Below are 18,733 nucleotides of genomic sequence, written 5' to 3'. Positions count from 1 at the left end.
TCTGCCCAGCTCGCGGGCGGGGAGGTCGTAGGTGTCGACTCGTACCGGCTCGCCTCTCGGCTCCCATTCACGGCCGTTGTTCTTGAACGGGCCGACCAGTTCCTACTTCTTCGTATCCACACTGATCACCGGAGCTCCGCAGTCCTGGTGGTCGCGGGCCTGCTCGTTGAGGTAGTGGAACTGTGCGTCCCGGTCGGGGTGCTGCTTGCCTTCCAGCGTCTTGGCGTTGCTCTGCAGGCTGAAGCCCTCCTCGCGCAGGAGGTCACCCACCGTGTCCGTGGAGATCCGCCGAGCCAGCCTCACGCTGCGGATCGTGCGCGTTCCTAGCGGAGCGGATAACCGGCGACGGAACGCCGCGAATGAAGTGCGCCATCAAGGCGCAGCGCCGTCGAGGGCCGGACATCAAGCCCTACTTCCCCGCTTGCGTCGACTTCGCCCTCGGCGGCGGTGGGATCTGATGGCGGCCGAACTCACCCTCGCGCGCGGTGAACCGTGCATCGGCTGCGAAGCGCAGGTCGGCCAGGACCACCTCGTCGGCTGCCGGGAGATGGAGTGCCCGCTAACCGGCCTGCCGCAAAGCTACTGCCCGGGCCGACACGGCCACAGGGGAGGCGGCACATGGACCGGCTTGGTCCCGGGCGAGGCGGCCGCCGTGTCCTTCGGCTGGTTCGCCGCGCTCAAACCCGGCAAGGGATGGACTCCGGTTTCCCCTCAAGCCGATGCTGGCGCGTACGGCGAGGGCTACATGCCCGACTTCAACAGGGTGTTCTACCAGGCATCCTGGGATCGAGCCTCCCAGCAATGGCTCAGACCAGAGGCTCCTCCGTCAGACACATAATCAATCTTGCTTAAGTCTATGAAATTGCCGGTTGCAGCGACTGCGCCCGCCAGCCGCCCACGGTCACGCCCGCTCAATCCGACAACACAGGAGATCGCGATGGCACCCACCGCCGACCGGCGCGCCGCTCAGACCCATGACCGCCTCACCGGTCGCGCGCAGCGCGCCGTGGACGACGAGAAGAAGAAGCTCGCCGAGCACTGGGACCGGTTCAAGGGCATGAGCCCGGAGATCATCAACCCTCCGTCTCTGTTCAAGGGGCTGGAACTGCACCAGCGGCTGATCGAGATGTGGGCGAGCGTGGTCGGTCAGTGCGCCCTCAGGCACGCGGCCCAGGTCTTCCAGGACGAAATCGCTCGGGCCGAGGCCGTCATCGAGGTGGGCGTGACGGCGGGCATGGGGACCCATGTGGCCAATGCCTGTCAGGAGCTGCACGTCGAGGCGTGCCGGTACTTCCGCCAAGAGGCGGAGCGCATCTACAAGGCACTGGCCTGAGGGCACGGGCCGCCACCATTTCGGCGCCCGCTACACCGGGCGCGATCAGCACACAGCCAGGGGAGAGACCATGGGAGCCATCAGCAATCACGAAGCACTGGTGTACGGATTCCGTCTGGGCGGACCGGCCGACAACTGGGTTGGCTTGTCTGGCGAGTTGGTGCGGTACGGCGACGCCGGTTCGTCATGGCCGATGCCGCGCGTGTCCTGGTCCACCGAGGCGATGCGCGAAGAGGACCACTCCGACCACTCCGCGGCTGCCGCGGAGGAGCGGCTGGCCGAAGCCGGCCTGGGCGCACTGCGGCTCCAGACGTACTTTATCGGCTGGGACGACGAGGGCCACATCCTTGCGGCCGTCGTGCATGAACCTGCAGGCGGGCCGACCACCTTGGACCCGGCGGCGATGATCGCCGCCTCGAAGCACGACGCGAGCCTGACGCGGGCACTCTCCGTCCTGGGGCTGCGCACCCGGACCACTGCACCCGAGTGGATCATGGCGAGCTACTGCGCGTAGCCGTCACCACACGGCGAGGCATGGAGACAAGTCGCAGTGCAGCTGCCCGCTGCTCTCGCCGAGCTTCTTCTGCCGAACCGATCGCCACCGCGCCCGGCCTGATCATCGCGCAGTCGAGGTGATGGCCGAGGCTCCGCGCGGGCGCTTAGAACATCGCCGAATAGCGGTCCGGCGGGCGTGAGCTCGTCGGACCGCACCCAACACCGAACACCGAGAGGGAGACCGTGGACAACCGGCACGAAGTCGAGAAACTCATGGGGGAGCTGGCCCGATGGTTCTCTCCTGGCGCGCAGCGCACCGGTCGGCTGACCAGATCCCTGCTGCGGGACGCGCAGGAGGTGGTGGGCCGCCTGCTCTCGGAGCTCGGCCGAGCCGAGCAGGAGCTGAAGTCGCTTCGGGGAACGATGGAGGTGGTAGGTCGGATGCGTCCGCCCGTGTTCACTGCTGGCGGCAGCCACGTTTCAACGGCCTACGCCGACGGCTACCTCGCATGTCTGGCCGATCTGCACGCGGCGGTGGAGGACGCCGCCGGGGAAGCGGGCCGGCTGCAGGTCGACGTACGGGAAGGCGATTCCTGATGGGCAGGTCCGCACTGCGGCGCACCAAGGTGTCCGCCACCCGGCGGCGCGCGTGCACCGACAAGCGGAAGCTCCTGTCGTGATTTCTTCGGGTCGTATGAGCACCGCTGTTCCGGTCTGTGCGGGATCCGGCGTTGGGCTGATCGTGGCGGGGATGTACTCGTCATCGGCGGCGGTTTTCCGGTGAGAACGGGATCCAGCTCGCTGAGGCGAAGAGCCCCCATGGGGTGACCTTCCCGGCTGGGCGGAGTGTCCGAGAAAGTCGCCGGGCGGGGATCGATAGGTTGTGGGGAGTAGACCCTGGCAGCCTCCCTGACAAGATGCGGCCAGGGTCTCGTTCCTTGCGCGGGGTGTGAGCTTCGCGGAGGTATTAATAAGAGCTCATGACGAGATACGGCTGGAGGGCACCCGGTGGGGTGCCCTCCAGCCGTATCTCGTCACAGGCCTACTGTGTTCAGGCGGACGCCATCTCGGCTCGGGCCCGGGCACGCTCAAGAGATGATTCCTGCGCTGACAGCCGGAACTCTCCGCTCTGGTGATAACCGAGGACCACAGCATCGAGAATGCTGCCCACCTCGGGAAACTCGCTGACCGGCACCTTTGCTCCGTCACCGAGGAATCTGGCGTTGATGAAGGCAGGGATCTCGCTCGAAGGGGAGAGGATGGACGCCGATACCCCCAGGTCGCCAACGTGCCCGGTGACCTGGCAGCGGATTATCCGCTGGTTCCAGCTCGAACGATCTGCATCCGCCATCTCTGAACTCCACCTTCGGTGCCACGTTTCCGGAGATTGGAGCTTAAAGGCGGAGTATCCGCTCAAGGAGTGCCTTCGGGGTGGATCTTCGGGCACGCGTAATGTGCCCATAAGGGCAGGGGGTGTCGAACGTTGGTGTCAACGGCCTGGCTGGTCGGATCACTGTGGCAGCTGGAGGAGCGACTCCTGGGTGGCCTGGTAGCGGTAGGAATCGGTGCCGGTCTGGATGAGGGTGCAGCGGAAGGTGATCCGGTCGGCGATGGCCGCGCAGAGACGGGCGTCCCCGAAGGTCTTGTCCCACTCGGTGAACGGGGAGTTCGTCGCGACTGCGGTGGCTTTGCGTTCCTCGCGTTCGGTGAAGATCTGGAACAGGAGTTTGGCCCCCTTGCGGTCCAGGTTGAGGTAGCCGAACTCGTCCAGGCACAAAAGATCGATCTTGCTGTAGCGGGCGATGACCGAGGACAAGCGGCGGTTGGCGTCGGCCTCAGCGAGCTCGTTGACCAGCGCCGAGGTGGTGGTGTAGCGAACGGAGAGCCCGGTCTCGGCGATCGCGGTGCCGATCCCGATGAGCAGGTGGGACTTGCCGGTGCCGGAGTCCCCGATCAGCACCAACGGCCGTCCTTCGCGGACCCACGTCGGAGACTTCAGGTCCGCCACGACCTCTGGGGCGACGTTCGGGTTCTTCTCGAAGTCGAAGTCCTCCAGCCGCTTGGGGCGGGGGAAGCGAGCCAGCCGAAGGAGCCGCTGCTGGCGGCGCAGGTCCCGGTCGGCGAGCTCGGCCTGCAGCATGTCCAGCAGGAACTGCTTGTAGGTGGCCTGCTCGCGCCGGGCGGTGGTGGCCACGTCGATGAAACGCTCGCGGAACGCCGGCAGGCGAAGTTCCCGGCAGGCTTCGTCGATGAGCATGTCCTCCGGGTCTCCGGGCAGGGACATCCTGCGGCCGGGGACCTGGCCGGTGTCCGGTGCGTCGTCCTGGTCGGTGACAGTGATGGTCGCACTCATGCGCCGTGGCCTTTCCGGGTCTGGTTCTCGCGGCCGATGACCGGGCTCAGCAGCCGGTCGTACTTGCTCATGTCGGGCAGTGCCTTGCGCGGATCGGGCGGCAGACGGCGTGCGTGCAGCGAGATCACCTGTGCCCCGGCGGCCGCGATCATGGATCCGTCGGCAGCGTCTTGAGAATCGGTCAGGAGCTCGGCATCGTCCGCGTCGGTTCCCTCCATCGCCTTGCGGGCCTCGATCGCGACCAGATCGGTGGAGACCGACCCGATCCGCAGGCAGGTCTCCATCGCCGTGACCAGGGCCTCGCCGGGCAGCTGGCGGTGCAGCAGCAGGACCTCGATCAGCATCCTGGTGCCCTCGCGGTCCCCGGCCCTCTGCTTGGCCGCAGCCCAGAACGCCTCATGGACCTTGGTGAACCCGCCCTCGGCCCTGGCCTGCGCGAGCGCCGAGGCGCCGGCGAACGCACCGGGCTTGACCAGCAGGATCTCCAGGTAGTGGTCCAGGATGTCGTGGTAGGTGTAACGCCTGGTCAGGCGCGGGTGACGGGCGACGACATGGCGTCCGTCGAACACCCACAGCTCGTTCGCCCGCAGCTTGACCCGAACCTTCTGACCGATGAACTTCGCCGGGACCGAGTAGTAGCACTGCCGCACCGTGACCCGGCTGTTGCGGGCAACGGTCGGTGTCAGATCGATCCCGCAGTCGTAGCCGTCCGCCGGCAGAGACCGCAGCAGGCCGCGTTCGGCCTCGAAATCGAAGCCGATCGAGGTCGGCCTGCCGTGGATGTGACGGGCGTCCTCAGCGACATCAATCGCAGCGAGCCGTTCGTTGAGCTCCGCCAGCGACTCCACCGCGGGCGGCGGGACAAGGTGCTTCCTGCGGAACCTGCCGCCCTCGTGCTCGACGCCGCCCTTCTCATGCGCGCCGGCCTCGCCAGGGGCGCAGTAGAACGCCGAGAACTGATACCACGACTTGAACGACGCCCACCGGGCCGACTCCAGCCGCGAGCGGCCGAACAGCACCTGCTTCACCGCGGGCCGCAGGTTGTCATACCGGATGTGCACCGACGGCACCCCGCCCAGCACCGCGAACGCCTCCGCATGCCCCTCCAGGAACGCCTCCTGGGAGGCCGTGGCGTAGACACGATGGACGGCCTTGCCGCTGTAGGACAGGCGCAGGGTGAACAGGACGCACTTGCGGCGCTGGCCGGCCAGGTCCAGCCAGAAGTCCGCGAAGTCGACCTCCGCCTCCTCACCCGGCCGCTTCGCCTGCGGGACCATCCCCTCCAGATGACGCCGTCCCTCCAGCGCCTCCGCCCGGATCTCCGGGCGCCGCTTGCGGACGTACTCCCACACCGTGGTGTTGCGCGCCAGCTCGAAATCCTGCTCCGCCGCGAGACGCTCCATGATCCGCACGATCGTGTGCCGCTGCTTCGCCGGAGCGTCCATATCCTCGCGCAGCATCTCGTCGATGAAGCCCTTCACCGGCTCCAGCACACTCTGCCTCGGGGGCGGCGCCTTCCGCTTCGGCGGCACCGGAAACTCCAACGCGTGCCGAACCGTCCGCCGCGACACCTTGAACCGCAACGCCAGCTCCCGACCCGACAAACCCTGCTCCCGGCGGGCCTGCCGGATCTTCTCGTACAACACCTCACGCGACCTGTGCACCATCGGTCTCCCTGACCTGGACCGTGATCAACAGGCACAGCGTGACGGCCAAACGGCCCACAACCACCGATTACGCCGAACGCGGTATGTCACAGACCATCACACCAAGTGGAGCCCGATCTCACCGGAAAACCACTGGCGCCCGATCTCACCGGAAACGTGGAGCCCAACCACCCCGAAGAAATCACCCCAAGGCACCCTGAGGCTCTCCGTGGGGCTTGCTCCGGACCCTCGCCATCCGGACCGGCCAGGAGGTCGTAGATCAAGCGGTCAGCGGCGAACATCACCAGAGCGGCCAGTGGTCGCTCTGGTGATGTCCCCCACCGGTGGCACCCCGCCGTCGTGTGCAGCCCGGGCCGGAACGAATCGGCACCCCCTCCGTCTTTCAGGCAGCACCGCCGAGAGGCGAGGCGGCGCAGGGCGTGGGCCGTGGGCCGTGGCGAAGCGTGCCGGCTGTGTTGCCCCAACGGCGCCCGCTGGCCGAGCCTGTGTCCTGCTCGCCGCACGGTCCCCACCAGTCCGCCTCGCCCGGTACAGGCCCGCTCCGGTGAAGGACCCGACCCGGCCGCGCCCCCGTCACGCAGCCCCGGCCCCGAAGACCACTGAAGCCCGCGCAACGGTCCCAAGGTGCCTGCCATCAGACCCGCGGCGTGTCCGCCGCGCCCCCCAACTCACCGACGTCGGCATCTCGGGCACCGCCCGACACCCGTGGCACTGCGCCCCTGACGGACCGATCATTCGACCCTCACGGAGCACCGTATGAACCCGCCCAACCCGCCCCGGCCCGCCAGCGGCAGCCGCTGGCCCGCCCTCGCAGTCACGCCGACGCTCGACGGCTCAGTGCAGCCGTCGCCGAGGCCTGGCACTCGACACCCTTCAGCAGCCGCATGGACGTCCCCCTGAGCGTCGTCGCCTCCCTGGCTCTGATCCCGGGGAGGGACCACCCGCCGAGATCGCCCAGATCATCCACGGGAGCAGCGATCGCCGGCTCCTGCAGGGACTGCGGGAGGTGTGTGTGCACCACTGGGCGCGGCAGCCCGACTTGGCGCCGGTGATGACGCCCCTGTTCGCCTGGATGGTCGAAAGGAACGTGGAGGAACTCGCCCGCTCGGTTCGACTCGTGGCGGATGCCTGCCTACGCGAGGGCATCTTGGACATGACGGGGAGTAGCGATCCGGAGGAGCGCAGCCACGTCGATGTGCTCTCGTGGGTGCTGATGGAGCTGCGCTCACCCGGCGCCCGTAGGCGCCTGGGCGAGTACCACACACCGCCGCACATGTGCGAGTTGGTCGGGAACCTGGCCTCGGGCGGGAGTCTGCCCCCGCCCGGTGAGATCATCCTGGAACCGACCGGCGGCACCGGCGGAGTGTTCCGAGCCACCGCGCAGCATGTTCGCGCGCAGGGCGGGGATCCAGCGGACTACGAGTGGTGGCTGGTCGAGATCGACCCGTTGGCCGCCGCAGCGGCAGCGGCCAACAGCATCGTGTGGGGGCTCGGGCGCCGGGTCGTCATCGCTTGCGGTGACATCGTGCGCGATCCTCAGGTGGCGGAGCGAGTCGCGAGTACCCGAACCGAGCTCCGGGCCGAGCGCGACACGATCCTCAAGAAGATCGCGACGATCGAGGCAGTCCGCCGGGTGAAGGAGATCGTCGACAGGCGCGCTGAGAAGTACGGTGCTTGACCGGTCGTTGGCGTCCGGCGATCCCGGCGATCCGTCTCGCAATCGGGCGCCGTCGAGCTCGAAACTGGCTCCGTACCCACCGACTCCTGGCGGCTTTTTGCCAGTGCGCCGGCATCACGGCGGCCCTCGAAGGCAGCGACTCCGACTCCCTGTGGTGCGGATTAGGTCCGGCCGGCCCCGCAGCGGCCAAGGCACTCCCTCGCCCGGCACCCGCCGCGCCGCCGTGCGCACCCGCTGCGCCGCACACCGTCGACTCGTTCTCGGCGTCCCTCGATGCCTCCTCCGCGCCGACCCCCCTGCGCATGGGCGGGCTGCCGCCCGTTCCCCGGCGAGGATGCTCCGTCAGGAGCGCGCCGAGGGTGAACAGCCGGCGCGACACGACGTACACGGAAGTCAGAACTGCCGCTCCTTCGCTACGGCATCGACTGGTACTTCGTTGCGCTTAACGCCCCTTCTGCCGCTGGCCACGTCGCGCGTCCCAGGCAGAAGAGAAACCAACCCGCATTGCTTAATTCTATGATTTCATCCCATGCCACTGAGCACCTTCACCCTGGCCGGCAGCGCTGACCAGTTCGTCATGACCGACCGCCCGGCCAGCACTCCTGCGGAGACGTTCCACCCGCTGCCCGAAGGCATCACCACCGTTCACATCACCGTAGTGCGGGCGCACCAGGTACGGGCCGGTGACCTGGTCGTCGCGAGTTCCCCGCCGGTCACGGCACACGCCGGGCGGACCACCTTGCCTCCCCATACATCGCCGTCCCCCAACCGCCCCACGCCTGCGCTTGCGAGGGCTGCGAGACGTGCGAGGACCTGGAGGAAGCGCACCGGTACGTGTGCCTGAGCCCCGCAGACGACTACGAGGAGTGCGCGATCTACCTTATGAACGCGGTGGTCAGCGTTGTTCGCGCCGCCATCACCGCGCAGTTCCCGCCGCTCGAACTCCCCGATAAAGTTGAGTTGTTCGCTATCGGCGGTTCCGGCTACGGCCCCTACGAAGCACTTCGCGTCACCCGCTCCCGCTGGTGGGGTCCGTGGGACTCGATCAGTGTCTCCCGTCAGACGGCCGAGCGGATCGCCGCGGACGTAAACACGTGGGGCGCGGACGACGGACTGACCGCCGAGTGGAAAGCGGACTGGTTGGTCATCACCTGGACGGCCCGATACCGGGGCATGCTCAGTGCGGACGCGCGCTACGGGAGGCCGGGGCGTGAGGTCGTCGAGCCGGGCGCCGACGGCCGGTACTCCCTGCGCCGCCTGTGGTGGTGGACCCCGTACGAGTCGATTGATCAGCCCGGCTGAGACTCCAGCTCAGCCGAGCTCGAGGGCGTGAGCCCGACGAAGTGACCGCGTCCTGCGTCGACGACCCGTTTTGGCATGATCCCGATAGGGGTGCGAACCTCCGCACCCGCCGATCGAGGGGACAGCCATGCGCAGCACAGGGGGACTTACGACCACCATCGCAGTGGGAGCACTGGCCTGGCTGCTGGTTGGCTGTTCCCAGGACAAGTCGATCAGTGCCGAGCACGCACCGGCATCGGCGGCGTCGTCGGCCGACACCCCGCACGCTGGTCTTCCCAGCGGGGTGATTGCTCTGGGCCAGGCTTCCCCCGTTGCAGCGCAGGGGTGGGGCCTGTCGGTAACCCCGTTTGAGGAGGCACCGGCGGGCGACGCCACGTACGCCGGAGTGCCCGCGGGCTGGAGTGTCCTCAAGACGACGGCCAGGTTCACTAACAAGGCCGCCCACGTCGCCCGGCTCCCCCAGACGACGCTGACCGTCCGGTACGGCGCATTCGGACGGGAGGCAGTCCCGGTCAAGGGCGGGTCCCTCACCGGGCTGCCCGCCCGGGACGATGCCGTGAGGCAGACACCCGGCGGCACTTTCACTGCGGAGATCGGCGTAGGCGTACCTCCGCAGGCTCTTGGCCAGCGCGTTACTGTCACCGCCGAGGCAACCCAGGAGGGGCTGGCCCAGGCTGACAACCTCTTCTTCGAGGGCAGCCTCCCGGGCAAGCTGGCCGCACCGGACAACCAGGCCGCGCCCAAGCCCAGACGGTGACCGCCGCAGCCACGATCCCGCTGGGGTCCTGGTCCCAGGAACAGGTACGCATCTCGCCGATCACCCTCGGCGAAGCCAAGGACGGCAAGCGCGAAGCGTCTACCGAGCTCACCGTCACCAACAAGGAACCTGACCCCCGCGCCGGCCTTGGCGTGACCGTGCGAGTGATGGCCGGCGCAGCCCTCACAGACGTCGCGGCCCTGACGCCTGGACTCAACTTCTCCGATGCGCCCATCGCTCCGTCCCGGTCGGCTACCGTCACGGTCCGGTTCCGCATCCCCGCCACGGCCGTCCCCGGACCGGTGACTATCGAAGCGGTGGACCGGGACGGTTCCCGGACCACCTTCAGCGGCACCGTCGGCTGAAGGATGAGCACCCCGGCGCCATCGCCGGCACTCACGGAGGTGCCGTCGGTGGGGGGCCGTTGCGCGGAGCCCCAGGAGGCCCCGGATGACACGCAGGTTCCGCACAGCGCGAGATCGGAACTGGTGATCCAGCAAACTCAAAAGGCTGCCCGATGAGGATCCGGTCTGCATCCGGACCAGGGCGTCAAGCGCGAGCGTGGCCTGCCTATGGGCGAGTACGGACGCCGAGACAGCGCCGGCGCCGCGCGGGGAACAGCTGTCCTTTGTTCGTACGGTGGACGTCGATCCGTCAGGCTTCGGGTACCGGGCGCCTTCCCGGTGCCCGATCTCGACCCTGCCCGCAGGACCCTCGTTGCCCTGCCCGCGGTGTAGCCGGTGGGCATGACCGCGTCCTAATCTCGCCGACGGCCGCCGTTGCCAGGGGGCAACGACGGCCGTGAGGGAGCGTGCTCGGTGGGCGGGTGCATGCCCGGGAATGAGGGGGCTGGCGAGCGATCAGTCTTCGCCCGAGGGGTCAGGAAGGCGATTCGGTTCGGGCCAGTCGTCGGCGGGCCTTGCGCAAGAGGACTCCGAAGACGGGAAGGGTGAGACCGAGGAAGAGGAAGACGATCGCGACGCCGGAGAGTGCGGGCGAGAGCTTCTCCTCGAGCCTGAGCGACCACGGCGATCCGACGGTGTGGGCGAGCAGGTATCCGCCCTTGGACGCGGTATAGCCGATGCCGGCCACGGCTGCAGCTGCGGAGGAACCGTAGCCGACGGTGGACCAGGGCCGTTCGGGCCAATTCAGAGTGGCGCTCTTGCCGCACATGAACGCAAGCTCGCAGCAGGTCACGAACACATAGCCGAGGTAGACGAGCAGGTAGACACGGACCGGGACGTTCGCGGCGTGCGCCGTCGTGAACTCGACTCCGGCAGCGTTGGCCTTGAGCCAGAGCGGGATCATCACCAGGAGAACGACGGAGGCCACGCTCGCACGCTGGTAGATCGCCGTCTTGAGGTACTCAGGGTCGTAGGCGATGTCGACCATGGTCAGCTGGAGGCTGGCGCACCAGAGGACGGCGCAGATGTGGGCGATCAGTTTGGCTATGCTGTCGACTCCCGTCAGCTGCTCCGCCCAGGAGGCGATGGCAGGGACGGCGAAGGCGACTCCGACCGTGCAGATGCCGAATGCGTAGCTGATGCACCGGTTGGCGACGGTTGGTGACTTGCGGGCGCGGTACATGCAGGCTGCGGTGACAACCACACCCAGGATGGCGCACGTGCCGAATATGAGGCCGTCGAGGGGCGTGCCACTGCTTGTGCTGTTCACGGGGTACTACAGACCACCTTCCAAAGAGTCGGCGGCGTACTTCGCTGCCTCCTTCATGCTCCGGCGCCGTCGGTAGCGACGGGTGACGTCGCCGGTGTCGATTTCGGTTGGGATCTCTGTCACGGGGACTTCGGGTTCGAGACCGAGCTCCATCCGGCGCTTGCGGAGGTCGCCCAGAAGCGCTTCGAGGTCTCCTTGAGGAAGACCTTCGAGATGTCTGACCACGTCACGGGCCGTTGGGTTGCACTCTATGACCGACAGCACAGCGACGTCGTCCCAGCCCGGGAGTAGAAACGCGCTGGGTGCGCCAAGGATCGTGGCCAGGGCCGTCAAGGTGTTGGTCGTGGGGTTGTCGTCGTCGCCCGCTCGAAGATTGGCGAGCTGCTGGACCGACCCACCGCGTGTATGGCCGGGGAGGGCTCGGAACTCGGCAGACAGAGTTCGGTTCGAGGGCGGCTCTCCGTCAGGCCCCGGCCGGCGGCGCAAGAGGAAGCCGAGCTTGGCGGCAAGGGTCAACATTGGTACCGACCAATATCACTGATCGATAGCTGTATGCCACAGCTTGCCGAAACCTTCACGACCGTCGTCCTCGCGGATGCCCCAACCTCACGTCGCATCACACTTTAGTTGACAGTTGCGCCGGGTCCTGTAGATGATCATATCGTCAGCCTTCGGCCACTTCAGTGGCAGTAGGTGGTATTTGGTGCACCCTGACCAGCCGGGTGCACCGCGGACCCGGGGGGGGCGACCGTGAGGACGAAGTACCGCCTATCTGAACCCAGGCAGCTGTCGTGCCGAGGGTTGCTTCGGCGTGTCCTGCCGTAGGACATCAGCCGTCTACAAGCTCGGCCCCTGCCCGCCGGCGCATCCTCTCGAGCCGCATAAATCCGGGTGACGGCGCTCCGAATCCGCCCTAACCTCCAAGACCCACCGGCACCCTGCACCTTCAAGCCCAGGGGCACTGCGCCACTACGCGGCCACCGCACACCGTTCTGACCACGACTCACCTCTGGGGGATATGCCAATGGCAACCTCGACGCATTCTGAGATAGGCCGCGTCGGCCTTGCACTCGTCGCTGGTTCCGCCGCGGTTGCCGTACTGGCCGGCTGCACCAGCGGGTCGGCCGAGAAGAAGCCGGCGCCGCCGATTTCCGCTTCGCCGTCCGCAAGTACAGACCCGCAGGCCGCGGCGAAGGCGGAGGTGGCAGCGGCATACCGCGGCTACTGGGATGCGCAAGTCAAAGCCTTCGCGAAGGCTGACGTCCGCGACACCGGACTCGAGAAGTACGCCTTTGATCAGGCCTATGCACGGGCACTCAGCGATGTCGCGACCATGAAGGTCAACGGCAGCGTCATGAAGGGCGAGCCTTCCCTCAACCCCGAAGTGACGGCCGTAAGCCTCGAGGAAACCCCACGGAAGGCCTCCATCACCGACTGTGTCGATGTCACCAACTGGAAGGTCGTGGACCCTAAGACCGGCACCGAGCTTCCTCTACCTGCCGAGAGGCTGAAGCGGTTCGTCACCCGGTTCGAGGCCCGCACCGTCGGCGACGAGTGGAAGATCGTCACCGTCGATCAGCAGGACCGCGCGTGCTGAGGACGCGAGCCCTGGCGGCGGTGCTCATCAGCCTTCTCGCCAGCCTCGCCATAACGCTACAGCCTGCCCCACAAGCCTGGGCGAACGGCCCGGGCGTCGACCACTGCAACGGGTGGGTTTGCGGCGGAGTCACCGTACCCGGAGGGCCGGGCAAGCCTGGTGGTGGTGGTGGTGGGGGTGGTGGTGGCGGTGGTGGCACTAGCGGGCAGACCTGTGCAACCGGAGCGACAAGCCACGACAAGTGGCCGTGCCACATAGATGGCATCGGAACGCTCGACGAGCGGACAATGTGCTACATCGGCCCGCTGCAGCCCCAGCCCCCGAAGAGTGACCCTGTGTGGCAGGGGCACACGGATGGCGCCATCTACTACTACGCGTGCCTCGGCTCGACGAACGGCGCCCTGCCCAACGGCCGCAACGGAGGCTTCGCGGCGTGGAGTGCCACGAACCCTGTGGGCACCGGTCCCTCTGCGGCGCAGCTCGCTCAGCAGGCGTACAACAGGATGCGTCTGGACGGCGCGAAGATCGGATCTGCTCCCCCATCCGGGGCAGAAGGCCTTGTGGGTATGCCCGTTTGGTTGTGGACCGAGCAGTCTCCGCAGACATGGGGTCCACAGTCCATGACTGCTGCTGCCGGCGGCTTGTCGGTCACGGTGACCGCGAAGGTGACACGCATCAACTGGTCGATGGGCGGCGGCACGACCATCACCTGCACCAAGCCGGGAACGCCCTACCAGCAGAGCCTCGGAAAGGCCGACTCCCCCGACTGCGGCCACCGGTACACCAAGGTCGGCAACCACACGATCACGGCCACGAGCACATGGGTCGTGGACTGGGTCGCCAATTCCGGCGAGACCGGCTCGATCCCGGACACCACCCGCACCTCTTCGACCACGGTTCGCATCGGCGAGCTGCAGGTCGTCAACTAGCACGAGGACCACGCAGACGATGGCGACGATGACCACATCCAGGAAATCAGCAGGGCCCGAGCGGCCGGAAGCACCGGCTGGCCCTCTGCCGATCACACAGGAAGCGCCCCGCCGGCGACGACGCCCCGTCGTGGTCGGAGCCGGCCTCGCGCTCGCCGCGGTCGGCGCCCTGGTAGCCGTCTGGCAGGTGAACGAGGCGGGCAACCGCGTCGCGGTCATCGCGGTGGCACATGACGTCAAGGCCGGAGAGGTCGTCAATGCCTCCGACCTGATAGCCGCCGAAGTCGCGCCCGACCCGGCACTAAGGCCCGTGCCCGTCACCCGCAGCAAGGACATCGTCGGCAAGGCCGCCGCATTCGACCTGGCCAAGGGCACGCTGGTCACCGACGCGTCGGTCAGCGAAGGCGTCAACGTGGCCAAGGGCCGGGACACGGTAGGCATCCTCGCCAAGCCCGGGCAGTTGCCTGCCCGCGCGCTGCGCACCGGCGATGCCGTCATCGTGGTCAACACCCCGCAGGAGAACGCGGACCCGACGAAGAACGGGCAGAAGGCGACGCCCGACAGCATCAACGCCGTGGTCGTGGGTGTCTCCGCGCCGGACGCGAACGGTGCGCAGGTCGTAGATGTGGCCGTTGCCGGAACCGACAGCGCGCCGCTGGCAACCTGGGCGGCGCGGGGCAGCGTGGCCATAGTCTTGAAGGCGAAGAACTGATGGCCGTCATCGCGCTGGTCTCGGGGAAGTCGAGCGGCGTCACTTGCTCTGCGCTCGCTCTCGCCCTGGCCTCTCCTCGGCCGTCGCTGCTCGTCGAGGCCGATCCGGCTGGTGGAACCATCCGCACCGGTTACCTGAGCGGTGAGGGAAGCGCAGCCGTCGGCATGCACCGGCTGGCGGCCGCCGACCGGCAGGACACGCTGGCCCGTGAGTTCGCCCAGCACTTCGTCAGCCTGGACCGGGACCTCACCGGCAACCGGATGCTGCTGCCGGGCCTGACCGACCCCTCGCAGGCTCCGTCACTGGCGCGGACCTGGGACCAGATCGCCACGCTTCTGGGCGTCATGGACCAGTCCGGCTACGACGTGATCATCGACGCCGGACGGATCGTGCCCGAGTCCGAGACCCGGCTGAGCACGACCGCCTACCCGACGCCGCTGCTTCGCCGGGCCGACGCCGTCCTGCTCGTCGTTCGCACCACGCAGGCGTCGATCACGTCCGCCGCGCCTGCCGTGCGGATCTTGCGCGAGGAGTTGTCCCACAACGGCACCGGGGCCGACGCCCTCGGCCTGCTCCTCATCGAGGAGGGGTCCTTCTCCTCCAGCAACGTGCAGCAGGAGCTGCAGACTCCGGTCATCGGCATGCTCGCCTGGGACCCCGACACCGCCGATGTCCTTACCCACGGCAACTTCAAGCGGACACCGAAGGCGCTGATGCGCTCGGCCCGGACGGCGCTCGACGGCCCCATCAACGAACTCGTGACCCGGCGCAGGATCCAGCTGCGGCCGGTCGCAATGCCCGCGGTGGCGGGGAGGGCCTCATGACCGACACCCGCCCGGAGTCCCCGGGGATTCCCAACCTTGAGCACCTGTTCGTCCAGGCGCTGAACAAGACACCCGCGCCGGCGCCGAAACTCACGGCCGTGCCCAGTCAGGCCGTCACGGCCACCGGCCTTCCGGTGCCCTCGGCGTCGGCCGCCGACGGATCCACGCCCGGCACCCTGCCCGTCGGGCACGAGGTGATCACTGAGCTGCGCGGGCGGGCCAGTGTCCGGATCGGCGAGGCCGCAGCGGCCGAGGCCGGGATGAGCGACCAGGACCGGCGTCAGCGCGGTCAGTCGATCATCAACGAGGTCGTCTCCCAGTGGGCGACGAAGTACGCCGCCACGGCCACCCCGCTGTCCTCTGCCCAGGAGGCTCAGCTCAAGAAGGCTGTGTTCGACGAGCTGTTCAGGGCGGGCCGGCTGCAGCCTCTGCTGGACGACCCCAATGTCGAGAACATCATCATCAACGGGAGCCAGGTGCGGGTCGACTACGCCGACCGCCCCTCCCGGAAGTGGGATCCCGTCGCGGCCAGCGACAAAGACCTCATCGCGCTGATCAACCACATCAGCCGCATGCAGGGTCAGGGCGAGAGGGCGCTGACCCCGGCCACCCCGAACCTGAACATGAGGATGGCCGACGGCTCCCGCCTGGCGGCCTCCGCCTGGGTCACGCCCAGCCCGCAGGTCGTCATCCGCCGCCACCGCACGCGCGGACAGAGCCTCGAGGACCTCGTGCGCTGGGGCACCATGGACACCACCCTCGCCCATTTCCTGCGCGCCGCCGTCAAGGCCCGCCAGAACATCGTCGTCGTCGGGTCCCAGGGCGTCGGTAAAACGTCACTGCTGCGCGCCATGGCCCGGGAGATCCCCCGCACCGAGCGCGTCGGCACGCTGGAAAGCGAGTACGAGCTCTACCTCCACGAGGACCCCGAAGGGCCGGAGGTCGTCGCCTACGAGGGACGCGAGTCCAACGGCGAGCGCGGCCCCGACGGTAAACTCCAGGGCGAGCTGACGCTGTCTGACCTGTTCCCGCAGCTGCTGCGTATGTCGCTGCGCCGCGTCCTGGTCGGCGAGGTCCGCTCCAAGGAAGTCGTGCCGATGCTTCACAGCATGAACGAAGGTGAAGGCGGCAGCATGGCGACGCTGCACGCCCGCAGCCCGCAGCTGTCCATCGAACGTCTGGCCACCCTCTGCCTGGAGGCCGGCATCGGCATGACCGAGGCCCTGGCCTACCGGCTCATCGCGCAGGCCATCAACCTCGTCGTGTACGTCCGGCTGGTCGACGAGACCGAGGTCGTCGGCCCGGACGGAAAGAGCGGGCGAAAGCACAGATTTGTCAGCCACGTCATGGAGATCACCGGCATCGGTGAGGGCGGACGCCCCAGCCACCAGATGGTTTTCGCTCCCCGTGACGAGGACGGTCGACGGGAGGCCCGCGCGGTTCCGCACGGCAACATTTCCCCGGGTCGTCTGGAAGACATGGTCCGCGCCGGCCTTGACCGCAGGATCCTGCACAACCGCTGGGGTACCTGGGGCGCACCGCTGAACACGGTGATGCCGCTATGACGCTCAACTTGCAGTCCCTGCTGGCCGCTCTCGCCGGCCTCGCCGCCACTGGTGGGCTCGCGCTCGCCGTCGCCGGCGGCATTGGGTGGGCTTCTTCCACGACGGTGCGGCGCCGCAGCCGTACCGAGCAGAAGCTCCGCGCCTTCTTCGGCAGGGACCCCCGGTCCAAGTCCGCCTGGTGGGCGCAGGGCAGTTCCCGTCTGGGCGCGGCCGTCCTCGTCGGCCTGGGCGTGTGGCTGTTCACGGGCTGGCCGATGGGCGGCTTGATCACCGTCGGTGTCGTCGTCGGCCTGCCCTGGCTGCTCAACACGAGCGGATCCGGCAAGGGCCAGATCGCGAAGCTGGAGGGGGTCGAGGAGTGGGTGCGGCGCATGTCGGACATCCACACTGTCGGTGTCAGCCTGGAGGCGTCCGTCCAGCGCAGCCTGGAAACGGTCCCCAAGTCGATCAAGGATGACGTCACCCTGCTGGTGTCGCGCCTGACGGCAGGCTGGCTTCCCCTGGACGCCTACCGTGCCTTCGCCGATGACCTCAATGACGCCACCGTCGACGAGGTCGTCGCCCTGCTCATCCTCCACGTCGAGGACCGCGGCGCCGGCCTGAGCCGCGCCATGCGGGAACTCGCCGAAGCCCTCAGCCACGAGGTGCTCATGCGCCGCGAGGTGGAGGCCGACCGGCAGAAGCCCCGTACCAACGACAGGTGGGTGACCATTTTCTGCCTCAGCATCTTCGCAATGACGATGCTCTCGGGCGGATACGTTGAGCCGTACAACACCGTCATGGGTCAGGTCGTCCTTGTCGGCGTCGGCGTCGGCTTCGTCCTGGTGAAGATCTGGATGCGGAAGATGGCCGTCATCGAGCCCGCGCCCCGGTTCCTCTCCGCTGCCGACCGCTCTGGCGGCGGCCTCAGCCTGGAGGAGTCCTCGTGATGCTCTCCCCGTACGCCGTGGTCGGCGGCGCCATCGCCGGCCTCGGCCTGGTGATCGCCGCCCGCGGCATCATGCCCGGCCGGCCCGACCTCAAAGACGTCCTGACTCGCATGGACGCCAGCCGCCTGGAGAACCTCGAACGCAACCGCCACACCGGCAACCCCGACTCGCTGATGGAGAAGGCCGGGGCCGCTCTGCTGCGGGCCGCCGGCGAGGGCACGCTCCGTCTGCCCCGCCAGCAGCTGGAACTCGTCGGCCGTTCACCAGCAGCCCACCTGGGCCGCAAAATCGGTCTCGCGCTCTACGGACTGCTCCTGCCCGTCCTGGGCGTGAGCCTGGCCAGCATCGCCGGCTTCCCGATCCCCTTCGCGATTCCCTCGATCGCCGGCCTCGCCCTGGCCGTGGTGTTCTGGCTGCTCCCGGACCTGCAGCTCAAGCAGCAGGCCACCGAGGCGCGCGAGGACTTCCGCCACGCCATCAAGGCGTACTTGCGCCTGGTCCAGCTGGAGCGAGCGGCGGACGCGGCACCCACCCAGGCGCTGAAGAAGGCGGCAGAGGTGGGCGACGGCTGGGTGTTCGCAAGGATTCGGGACACGATCACCCGCGCCGAGCTCGAGGGCATCAGCCCCTGGGAGGGCCTCAAGCGGCTCTCGGTCGAACTCGACGTCCCCGAGCTCGGCGCTCCCGCCGACATCATCGCCATCGCCGGTGAGGAGGGCGCGGCCGTAGGGGACACCCTCGGCGCCCAGGCGCGCTCCCTGTCCGGAGCACTCGTCACCGCGGCAAAGGCGCAGGCCAACACGGCCAGCGAAAAGATGGTCATGCCCGTGGCGATGCTCGTCCTGATCATGACCGTCTACATCGGCTATCCCGCGCTCTCGCGGATCATGGCCAGCTAACTCCCCTACACGAAAAGGA

20 protein-coding genes and 1 pseudogene are annotated in these 18,733 nt (G+C 68.0%); 15 read left to right on the top strand and 6 right to left on the bottom strand.

Annotated features, from left to right (window positions below; all coding sequences use genetic code 11):
* Nucleotides 1-288 (bottom strand): annotated as a pseudogene (locus tag AB0D66_RS22250) (ISAzo13 family transposase); the annotation flags it as partial.
* Nucleotides 289-457: 169 nt separating this feature from the next.
* Here AB0D66_RS22250 and AB0D66_RS22245 point away from each other — a divergent pair.
* The 4 genes from AB0D66_RS22245 to AB0D66_RS22230 all read left to right on the top strand — a co-directional run bounded on the left by AB0D66_RS22245 (nt 458) and on the right by AB0D66_RS22230 (nt 2,425).
* Entirely contained in the window at nt 458-838 is a 381-nt protein-coding gene (locus AB0D66_RS22245; RefSeq protein ID WP_362306087.1) for a hypothetical protein, read from the top strand.
* 99 nt (nt 839-937) lie between these two features.
* Nucleotides 938-1,333, top strand: a complete 396-nt coding sequence (locus AB0D66_RS22240; RefSeq protein WP_362306084.1) for a hypothetical protein — start codon at nt 938-940, stop codon at nt 1,331-1,333.
* A gap of 70 nt (nt 1,334-1,403) precedes the next feature.
* Nucleotides 1,404-1,847 carry a hypothetical protein gene (locus AB0D66_RS22235; RefSeq protein ID WP_362306081.1) on the top strand — a complete coding sequence of 148 codons (444 nt, stop codon included), beginning with the start codon at nt 1,404-1,406 and terminating at the stop codon, nt 1,845-1,847.
* A 224-nt stretch (nt 1,848-2,071) separates the two neighbouring features.
* Complete coding sequence (locus AB0D66_RS22230; protein WP_362306078.1) at nt 2,072-2,425, top strand: hypothetical protein; 354 nt, start codon at nt 2,072-2,074, stop codon at nt 2,423-2,425.
* A 454-nt stretch (nt 2,426-2,879) separates the two neighbouring features.
* Here the strand turns inward: AB0D66_RS22230 and AB0D66_RS22225 are convergent, their stop codons facing one another.
* The 3 genes from AB0D66_RS22225 to istA form a co-directional block, all read right to left on the bottom strand.
* Nucleotides 2,880-3,179, bottom strand: a complete 300-nt coding sequence (locus AB0D66_RS22225; RefSeq protein ID WP_362306075.1) for a hypothetical protein — start codon at nt 3,177-3,179, stop codon at nt 2,880-2,882.
* Nucleotides 3,180-3,338: 159 nt separating this feature from the next.
* The gene (gene istB / locus AB0D66_RS22220; protein ID WP_362306072.1) at nt 3,339-4,181 is read right to left on the bottom strand and encodes an IS21-like element helper ATPase IstB; all 843 of its coding nucleotides are present in this window, start codon (nt 4,179-4,181) and stop codon (nt 3,339-3,341) included.
* Nucleotides 4,178-5,848, bottom strand: coding sequence for an IS21 family transposase (gene istA, locus AB0D66_RS22215; RefSeq protein ID WP_362306068.1), 1,671 nt, complete (start codon nt 5,846-5,848; stop codon nt 4,178-4,180). Before istA ends, istB begins: the two co-directional genes overlap by 4 nt.
* 1,012 nt (nt 5,849-6,860) lie before the next feature.
* On the opposite strand from istA, the gene AB0D66_RS22210 reads away from it, so the two are divergent.
* From AB0D66_RS22210 to AB0D66_RS22195, 4 genes are all read left to right on the top strand, one after another.
* The gene (locus AB0D66_RS22210) at nt 6,861-7,526 is read left to right on the top strand and encodes an N-6 DNA methylase (RefSeq protein ID WP_362306065.1); all 666 of its coding nucleotides are present in this window, start codon (nt 6,861-6,863) and stop codon (nt 7,524-7,526) included.
* A gap of 834 nt (nt 7,527-8,360) precedes the next feature.
* Nucleotides 8,361-8,828, top strand: a complete 468-nt coding sequence (locus tag AB0D66_RS22205) for a hypothetical protein (protein WP_362306062.1) — start codon at nt 8,361-8,363, stop codon at nt 8,826-8,828.
* Nucleotides 8,829-8,955: 127 nt separating this feature from the next.
* Nucleotides 8,956-9,585 carry a hypothetical protein gene (locus tag AB0D66_RS22200; RefSeq protein WP_362306059.1) on the top strand — a complete coding sequence of 210 codons (630 nt, stop codon included), beginning with the start codon at nt 8,956-8,958 and terminating at the stop codon, nt 9,583-9,585.
* The gene (locus AB0D66_RS22195) at nt 9,582-9,950 is read left to right on the top strand and encodes a hypothetical protein (RefSeq protein WP_362306056.1); all 369 of its coding nucleotides are present in this window, start codon (nt 9,582-9,584) and stop codon (nt 9,948-9,950) included. Before AB0D66_RS22200 ends, AB0D66_RS22195 begins: the two co-directional genes overlap by 4 nt.
* Before the next feature lie 514 nt (nt 9,951-10,464).
* Here AB0D66_RS22195 and AB0D66_RS22190 read toward each other — a convergent pair.
* Both AB0D66_RS22190 and AB0D66_RS22185 read right to left on the bottom strand, forming a co-directional pair.
* A complete protein-coding gene (locus tag AB0D66_RS22190; protein WP_362306053.1) occupies nt 10,465-11,193 on the bottom strand; it encodes a hypothetical protein in 729 nt (242 codons plus the stop codon).
* A 72-nt stretch (nt 11,194-11,265) separates the two neighbouring features.
* A complete protein-coding gene (locus AB0D66_RS22185; RefSeq protein ID WP_362306050.1) occupies nt 11,266-11,778 on the bottom strand; it encodes a hypothetical protein in 513 nt (170 codons plus the stop codon).
* Between the two features lie 505 nt (nt 11,779-12,283).
* Between AB0D66_RS22185 and AB0D66_RS22180 the strand changes: the two genes are divergently transcribed.
* From AB0D66_RS22180 to AB0D66_RS22150, 7 genes are all read left to right on the top strand, one after another.
* Nucleotides 12,284-12,856, top strand: a complete 573-nt coding sequence (locus AB0D66_RS22180; protein WP_362306047.1) for a hypothetical protein — start codon at nt 12,284-12,286, stop codon at nt 12,854-12,856.
* A gap of 620 nt (nt 12,857-13,476) precedes the next feature.
* Complete coding sequence (locus AB0D66_RS22175; RefSeq protein ID WP_362306044.1) at nt 13,477-13,785, top strand: hypothetical protein; 309 nt, start codon at nt 13,477-13,479, stop codon at nt 13,783-13,785.
* Between the two features lie 19 nt (nt 13,786-13,804).
* Complete coding sequence (locus AB0D66_RS22170) at nt 13,805-14,497, top strand: SAF domain-containing protein (RefSeq protein WP_362306041.1); 693 nt, start codon at nt 13,805-13,807, stop codon at nt 14,495-14,497.
* Nucleotides 14,497-15,321 (top strand): hypothetical protein, encoded by an 825-nt coding sequence (locus tag AB0D66_RS22165; protein ID WP_362306038.1) that lies wholly within the window; start codon nt 14,497-14,499, stop codon nt 15,319-15,321. The genes AB0D66_RS22170 and AB0D66_RS22165 overlap by 1 nt, the downstream gene beginning before the upstream one ends.
* Nucleotides 15,318-16,886 (top strand): CpaF/VirB11 family protein, encoded by a 1,569-nt coding sequence (locus AB0D66_RS22160; RefSeq protein WP_362306035.1) that lies wholly within the window; start codon nt 15,318-15,320, stop codon nt 16,884-16,886. Before AB0D66_RS22165 ends, AB0D66_RS22160 begins: the two co-directional genes overlap by 4 nt.
* Nucleotides 16,883-17,815: a type II secretion system F family protein gene (locus tag AB0D66_RS22155; RefSeq protein WP_362306032.1), complete on the top strand. Its 933-nt coding sequence runs from the start codon at nt 16,883-16,885 to the stop codon at nt 17,813-17,815. Before AB0D66_RS22160 ends, AB0D66_RS22155 begins: the two co-directional genes overlap by 4 nt.
* On the top strand, nt 17,815-18,714 hold the full coding sequence (locus AB0D66_RS22150) for a type II secretion system F family protein (RefSeq protein ID WP_362306029.1): 900 nt from the start codon (nt 17,815-17,817) through the stop codon (nt 18,712-18,714). Before AB0D66_RS22155 ends, AB0D66_RS22150 begins: the two co-directional genes overlap by 1 nt.
* The last annotated feature ends 19 nt before the right edge of the window (nt 18,715-18,733 follow it).

It is taken from the genome of Streptomyces sp. NPDC048270, assembly GCF_040652335.1.
In the GTDB taxonomy this organism is placed as follows: domain Bacteria; phylum Actinomycetota; class Actinomycetes; order Streptomycetales; family Streptomycetaceae; genus Streptomyces.
This window is presented reverse-complemented; position numbering and strand designations above follow the sequence as displayed.

What these genes read in the sequence shown, in the direction of transcription:
- AB0D66_RS22170 (WP_362306041.1), top strand. Translation starts at nt 13,805, where the DNA reads ATGGCGACGATGACCACATCCAGGAAATCAGCAGGGCCCGAGCGGCCG.
- AB0D66_RS22235 (WP_362306081.1), top strand. Translation starts at nt 1,404, where the DNA reads ATGGGAGCCATCAGCAATCACGAAGCACTGGTGTACGGATTCCGTCTG.
- AB0D66_RS22245 (WP_362306087.1), top strand. Translation starts at nt 458, where the DNA reads ATGGCGGCCGAACTCACCCTCGCGCGCGGTGAACCGTGCATCGGCTGC.
- AB0D66_RS22225 (WP_362306075.1), bottom strand. Translation starts at nt 3,179, where the DNA reads ATGGCGGATGCAGATCGTTCGAGCTGGAACCAGCGGATAATCCGCTGC.
- AB0D66_RS22185 (WP_362306050.1), bottom strand. Translation starts at nt 11,778, where the DNA reads ATGTTGACCCTTGCCGCCAAGCTCGGCTTCCTCTTGCGCCGCCGGCCG.
- AB0D66_RS22160 (WP_362306035.1), top strand. Translation starts at nt 15,318, where the DNA reads ATGACCGACACCCGCCCGGAGTCCCCGGGGATTCCCAACCTTGAGCAC.
- AB0D66_RS22200 (WP_362306059.1), top strand. Translation starts at nt 8,956, where the DNA reads ATGCGCAGCACAGGGGGACTTACGACCACCATCGCAGTGGGAGCACTG.
- AB0D66_RS22150 (WP_362306029.1), top strand. Translation starts at nt 17,815, where the DNA reads ATGCTCTCCCCGTACGCCGTGGTCGGCGGCGCCATCGCCGGCCTCGGC.
- istB (WP_362306072.1), bottom strand. Translation starts at nt 4,181, where the DNA reads ATGAGTGCGACCATCACTGTCACCGACCAGGACGACGCACCGGACACC.
- istA (WP_362306068.1), bottom strand. Translation starts at nt 5,848, where the DNA reads ATGGTGCACAGGTCGCGTGAGGTGTTGTACGAGAAGATCCGGCAGGCC.
- AB0D66_RS22180 (WP_362306047.1), top strand. Translation starts at nt 12,284, where the DNA reads ATGGCAACCTCGACGCATTCTGAGATAGGCCGCGTCGGCCTTGCACTC.
- AB0D66_RS22165 (WP_362306038.1), top strand. Translation starts at nt 14,497, where the DNA reads ATGGCCGTCATCGCGCTGGTCTCGGGGAAGTCGAGCGGCGTCACTTGC.
- AB0D66_RS22175 (WP_362306044.1), top strand. Translation starts at nt 13,477, where the DNA reads ATGACTGCTGCTGCCGGCGGCTTGTCGGTCACGGTGACCGCGAAGGTG.
- AB0D66_RS22155 (WP_362306032.1), top strand. Translation starts at nt 16,883, where the DNA reads ATGACGCTCAACTTGCAGTCCCTGCTGGCCGCTCTCGCCGGCCTCGCC.
- AB0D66_RS22240 (WP_362306084.1), top strand. Translation starts at nt 938, where the DNA reads ATGGCACCCACCGCCGACCGGCGCGCCGCTCAGACCCATGACCGCCTC.